This window comes from Burkholderia sp. LMG 13014 (assembly GCF_905232215.1).
Classification (GTDB): Bacteria; Pseudomonadota; Gammaproteobacteria; order Burkholderiales; family Burkholderiaceae; genus Burkholderia.
The window spans coordinates 1-4,809 of sequence record NZ_CAJNKE010000457.1; the positions used below are offsets into that span (position 1 = coordinate 1).

5 protein-coding genes are annotated in these 4,809 nt (G+C 69.5%); all 5 read right to left on the reverse strand.

Going from position 1 to position 4,809, the window contains the following annotated elements:
- The coding region (locus JYJ84_RS28535; RefSeq protein WP_205189771.1) for a hypothetical protein at window positions 1–230 on the reverse strand (230 nt) is incomplete at its 3' end.
- A complete protein-coding gene (locus tag JYJ84_RS28540; protein ID WP_122949808.1) occupies window positions 223–495 on the reverse strand; it encodes a hypothetical protein in 273 nt (90 codons plus the stop codon). The genes JYJ84_RS28540 and JYJ84_RS28535, both read right to left, overlap by 8 nt.
- Window positions 492–767, reverse strand: a complete 276-nt coding sequence (locus JYJ84_RS28545) for a hypothetical protein (protein WP_175220539.1) — start codon at window positions 765–767, stop codon at window positions 492–494. Before JYJ84_RS28545 ends, JYJ84_RS28540 begins: the two co-directional genes overlap by 4 nt.
- Window positions 767–3,763: an FtsK/SpoIIIE domain-containing protein gene (locus JYJ84_RS28550; protein WP_175220537.1), complete on the reverse strand. Its 2,997-nt coding sequence runs from the start codon at window positions 3,761–3,763 to the stop codon at window positions 767–769. The genes JYJ84_RS28545 and JYJ84_RS28550 overlap by 1 nt, the downstream gene beginning before the upstream one ends.
- A 56-nt stretch (window positions 3,764–3,819) precedes the next feature.
- Window positions 3,820–4,641, reverse strand: coding sequence for a thioredoxin fold domain-containing protein (locus tag JYJ84_RS28555; RefSeq protein WP_175220535.1), 822 nt, complete (start codon window positions 4,639–4,641; stop codon window positions 3,820–3,822).
- Window positions 4,642–4,809 lie beyond the last annotated feature (168 nt).

Sequence of the window (4,809 nt, forward strand, 5' to 3'; positions counted from 1 at the left end):
TCCGTATCGCGCGACGCGGCCTGGGCGACCGCGCGCGTATCGTCGTCGAAGCCCGCGTTGCCGTCGGCGATCCGGTCGCGCATCCGCGCGTGCGACGTATGCAACGTGCTGGTGCCTTTCGCGATCCCGTCGCGCGTGCCGTCGATCGAGCCGCGCCATTTGCGCAGGTCGTACAGCAGGTCCTCGATGACGCGCACGAGCAGCGCGGGCCCGAAGCCGATGTCACTCATGCGATTCGCCCTCGTGCGTGCGCGGCTCGGCCGCCGCGGGGACACTGGCGAGCCACGTATCCATCGCGCGCAGCCATTCGTCGACCTCGCGGCCCCAGAAATGCGCGGCATGCGCGATCGGTGCGACGCTGTCGTCGCGAATCGTGGACGTCATGTGCGCGACCGTGCGCGACAGATCGTCCGCGCACGCGCGCAGCCGCGCGATATCGCGCCGGATGCTGGCGTCGGCCACGCGCTGCGGCGTGTCGTCCGATGAGGTCGTCATCCGTTTCCTCCCAGGTAGCGCCGCAGGCGCAGCGCGGTGTCGTCGAGCGCATCGGCGAGCCGCTGTTCGCGTTGCCGCAGCGGTCCCGCCGCGGTATCGCACAGCCGCTGCAGCTGTGGCCGCGACAGGTCGTCCGGCTCGGCCGACGCCAGCGCGCGCGACAGCGCCTGGTCGAGCTCGCGGCGCAGGTGATGCATGACCGATGTCGCGTCGTCGAGCTGACGTCGCGCACGTTCGATCTGCGTGAGCCATTCGGCGATCGGACCGTCCATCACGCGGGTTCCTCCGTGCGATCGAGTGCCAGCGCCGCGGCGAATGCGCCGAGCGCGCCGGACAGGTTTTCACGCGGCGAAACGGCGGGCGCGTCACCGCTCATGTAGGTCTTGAAGACGGTCGACGTGCCGGCGCCGCGCGCGTGATGCAGGGCCATCACCGGACGATCGCCGGCGCTTTGCAGCGCGTGCGCATCCGGACGCCCCATCAGCTTGAGCGATTCGTCGGCCGACATCTGCATCAGCACCTGATGGCCGAACAGATCGAGCTGGCGCCGGATGTCGAACACGCGCTCGAACGCGCGCCGCTGTTCGATTGCCATCACGACGTGCAGCCCCACGCGCGGCCCGTTCTGCGCGATCTGCGCGAGCAGGCGACCCGCGTCGGACGGTTCGAAGCCCCATTGCTCGCTGCGATTGCTGACGAGCCCGGCCGTACGCAGCGGATCCGGCACGAACAGCAGGCGGGTCGGTTCGCGGTGCTGGCGCTCGCGGTCGAGCGACGCACGGCGCGTGGCTTCGTCGGCCCAGCGCTGCAACAGCGCGAGCGTGCCCGCTTCGTCTTCGCTGCTGTCGAAATCGATGCCGGCCGGCGCGCAGACCGTGTCGCGCAATGCACGCCACACCGGCGCGAGGCCGTTGTCGACGACCCCGATGCCGACATCCGCGCGGCCGCGCGCGGCGAGTGCCGACAGGGCGGTTGCGAGCATCATGCCGGCCCGCGCATTCGCGTTCTGGCCGACGATCAGCACGTTTTCGTCGTCTGCGCGCCGCAGCGCGAACGCCGCATATGAATGCACATCGAGCGCGCGGCCGAGCCAGACCGGCACCGGACGATCGACCGGATGCCATCCCGGCAGGCCGAAGCCGCCCTGGCGTTCGGGTGTTGCCGCCAGTTGCGCGAGTGCGTCGTCGTCGGGCGGTGCGCCGGCCAGCAGCCGCGCGATCGCCGGCGTTTCGAGGAACACCGGCTGCTCGACACCGTCGAGCGTCACGCACACGGCGTCGATGCCGGCCTGCGCGGCCTTCTCGCGCAGCTTGCCGATCAGGTCGTCGCGCGTCGCACGATCGAGCAGCGCGACCTGCCCCTGGACGTTGTGGCCGGCACGGCCGCTTTCCGCGTTGACGAGCACCTGCCCGGCGGCAGTGAGGCTCTCGATCATCTGCCGGCCTTCGGCGTCGAATTCCGTGATGCCGCCCGTCGAGCCGGCCGTCGCTTTCATCGCGATGCGCAGGTGGATGTTGTTCATGAACTCGCGTGCGCCGATCATCTCGCGCGGCGCGAACTGCTGCGATGCGCAGAACAGGTGAATGCCCGCGCTGCGCCCCTTCGCGGCGAGCTCGATGAGGCGGCGGGAGCCGTCGCCGTCAGGATCCTGCTCGACCACTTCCTGGTACTCGTCGATCACGAGCATCAGGCGCGGCAGCGTTTCGTTCGGGAAGCGCTCGCGGAATGCGCGGTAGCCGTCGACGCCGTGCGCGCGGAACAGCGCGTTGCGCCGCTCCATTTCCTCGATGAGATCGACCAGCAGGCTGCGGGACAGGTCCGGCGGCGTATTCAGCGAGATCACGGCCGCATGCGGCAGCGAACGGTACGGTGCGAATTCCACGCCGTTCTTGCCGTCGACCAGGTAGAAGCGCAGCTCGCGCGGCGAATAGCGGCACGCGAGCGTCGTGATCAGGACATGGAGCAGGGTGGACTTGCCGGCGCCCGAGGTCGCGCTCAGCACGCCGTGGATCGAGAACGACTCGCGGCTCTCGCCAAACATCACGGTCAACGGATCCGACTGGCCGCGGTGGCCGATCTGGGCGCTGACGTGCCACGTGGCGTCTTCGCTCCACCAGCTGTCGGTTTCGCCGATGCCGCTCGCGCTGATGTCGAGCACCGCGCGTTCCGGTTCGAACGCGGCCGCGCGCGACAGCAGGCTTTCCAGCCGCGCGGGCGTTGGCAGCACGTCCGGCGCGCCTTCGCCGATGCGCGCGCCGAGCGTCGCGGGCTGCTGGGGCGCCCACAGCGGATACTGGCCGAGGTCGATGTCGCGCGGCATCGGCGCCGTTTCGTCGAAGTGGATCAGGAAGTACGTACCGTTCGCCATCCCGTTGCGCGCGAAGCGCAGCAGCTTGGCGGCCGTGACCTCGTCGAAGCCGCGCGGGAAGTCGGCCACGCAGACGATCTGCAGTTTTTCCCGCTGTCGCACCGACGGGGCGAGCTGGTCGAACGACGAGACCTTGTGGTCGAGGTACTGGCTGCTGATGCGCCCGAATTCCGCTTCGATCGCGTCGAGCCGGCGATGCAGGTCGCGGGTCTTCTCCGCTTTCGCGAAACTGTTGGCCCACCGGAACGTGTTGCCGCTGTTGTGCGGATCCAGGAACACGAATTCCGCCATCTTCGGCAGCGTCAGGTGGATTCGCAGCGCGAGTGCGCCGAGCAACTGCAGCATCGCGAGCCGGCTCTCCGGCTTGTCGCTGCGCAGCGTGACGATACGTTGCCGGCCGATGAACGGCACGAACGCGGGAATCGTCACGAGGCCGTTCGCGGTGCGCACGCCGATCGTTCCCGCGTACAGGCGGTCAGGCAACGGCCGGCCGGCTGCGTAGGCGGCGTGCAGCGCGGCCGGATCGCTGGTGTCCCACGCGGGATCGTCCCAGCCGAGCGTTTCGGCCGCATCGACCGCGGCGGACGCCGCACGCAACGTGTCGAGCAGCGGCCCCGATTCTTGTGCGGCGTCGCGGCGCAGGTTCGCGCGCTGGACCCGCATTGCGTCGCTCGTCGCGCGCAGCTTCTGCTTGAGTTGTCCGATCCCGGTTTCGATGTCCGTCTGCACGCGCTGCATCACGCCGGCCACGGTCTTCAGGTCGCGCAGGCGCAGGCGCGGTGCGAGCGTGGCCGCCTGCTTCGCGGCGAGATCGAGCTTCTGAACGGTATCGACGTCCTTGAAGCGTGCGACGAGCGCGTCGACTTCCTGGGGTGTCAAGGGAACCGGTTTGTTGGACATGGCGGATTCCGAAGAGGGAGGATGACGGGGCCGGCCTCGCGGGCCGGCCGGGCAAATCACTGGAATACGAGGCCGCGCGCCTTCATGTCCGCGGCCTTGCGCATCGCGGCGTCGACGTCGCCGCGAATCACGGTGCCGTCGGCAAACAGGAACGCGGGCGTTGCCGAGCGCGGGAAGAACAGCTGCTTCAGGTCCCACCATGCCGCGCGGTCGAAGCGGCTGCACGGCGCGGTGTTGCCGCGTCCGGTGCGCATCAGCTTGTTCCAGTCCCCGAGCGGATCGTCGGCGCAGGCGAGATGTTCGACCACCGGCATCCGCGTCGGGTCGAGCGTGATCGGCAGGATCGCGAAGCTGTACGGGCTGCTCTCCATCGCGGCCTGGTCGCGCCGGCAGTACGGGCAGTCGGGGGCGGCCAGGTAGACGAACACGGGGGCGTCGGCGCCTTGATGCACCAGCTTGTCGACGGGCATCGAGCGCAACAGTTGCTGGACGAGCGGCGAATCCTGCGCGACATGCTCCCAGCCCTTCCAGTGCTTCACGTTCGCGACGCGCCATTGCTGGTAGTACGGGTTCGACGTGTCGTCGCCCAGCGGCGTCAGCAGCCACGACGCGTCGCTGTCGAAGAACATCACGGGCATGCCGACGAGCGGCGGCGGCGCGCTGCCGGCTTTCGACACGCGGATCGCGTAGATGCCCGGAAAGGCGGTACCGGTGTAGGCCTGGTCGGCCTCGGGGCGCAGCCCGTCGGGGTGGCTGAAGCGGTTCGTCGTCGCTTCATAGCGCGCACGCACGTCGGGCGGGATCTGCGCATGGGCCGACAGAAGCGGAAGGGCCGCCAGCGCGGCGGCGAAGAGGGTGAGCAGGGGGCGACGGAACATGGGGTTCTCCGAAAGTGGACGAAGGGGCGCCGGCATTGGTGGCCATGCGCGGCGGCCGTTCGGCGCGCCGCTCGTCTCTTCATTCGCGTGAGTGTGCATTTTGTTCGCCCGCGATCGAGGCCTGCGGCGAATCCGCCCGGGAGGCGGCGCACCGGCAGGCCGTCACGC

Coding starts and splice junctions, on each gene's coding strand:
- JYJ84_RS28545 (WP_175220539.1), bottom strand. CDS start 767: ATGGACGGTCCGATCGCCGAATGGCTCACGCAGATCGAACGTGCGCGA.
- JYJ84_RS28555 (WP_175220535.1), bottom strand. CDS start 4,641: ATGTTCCGTCGCCCCCTGCTCACCCTCTTCGCCGCCGCGCTGGCGGCC.
- JYJ84_RS28540 (WP_122949808.1), bottom strand. CDS start 495: ATGACGACCTCATCGGACGACACGCCGCAGCGCGTGGCCGACGCCAGC.
- JYJ84_RS28550 (WP_175220537.1), bottom strand. CDS start 3,763: ATGTCCAACAAACCGGTTCCCTTGACACCCCAGGAAGTCGACGCGCTC.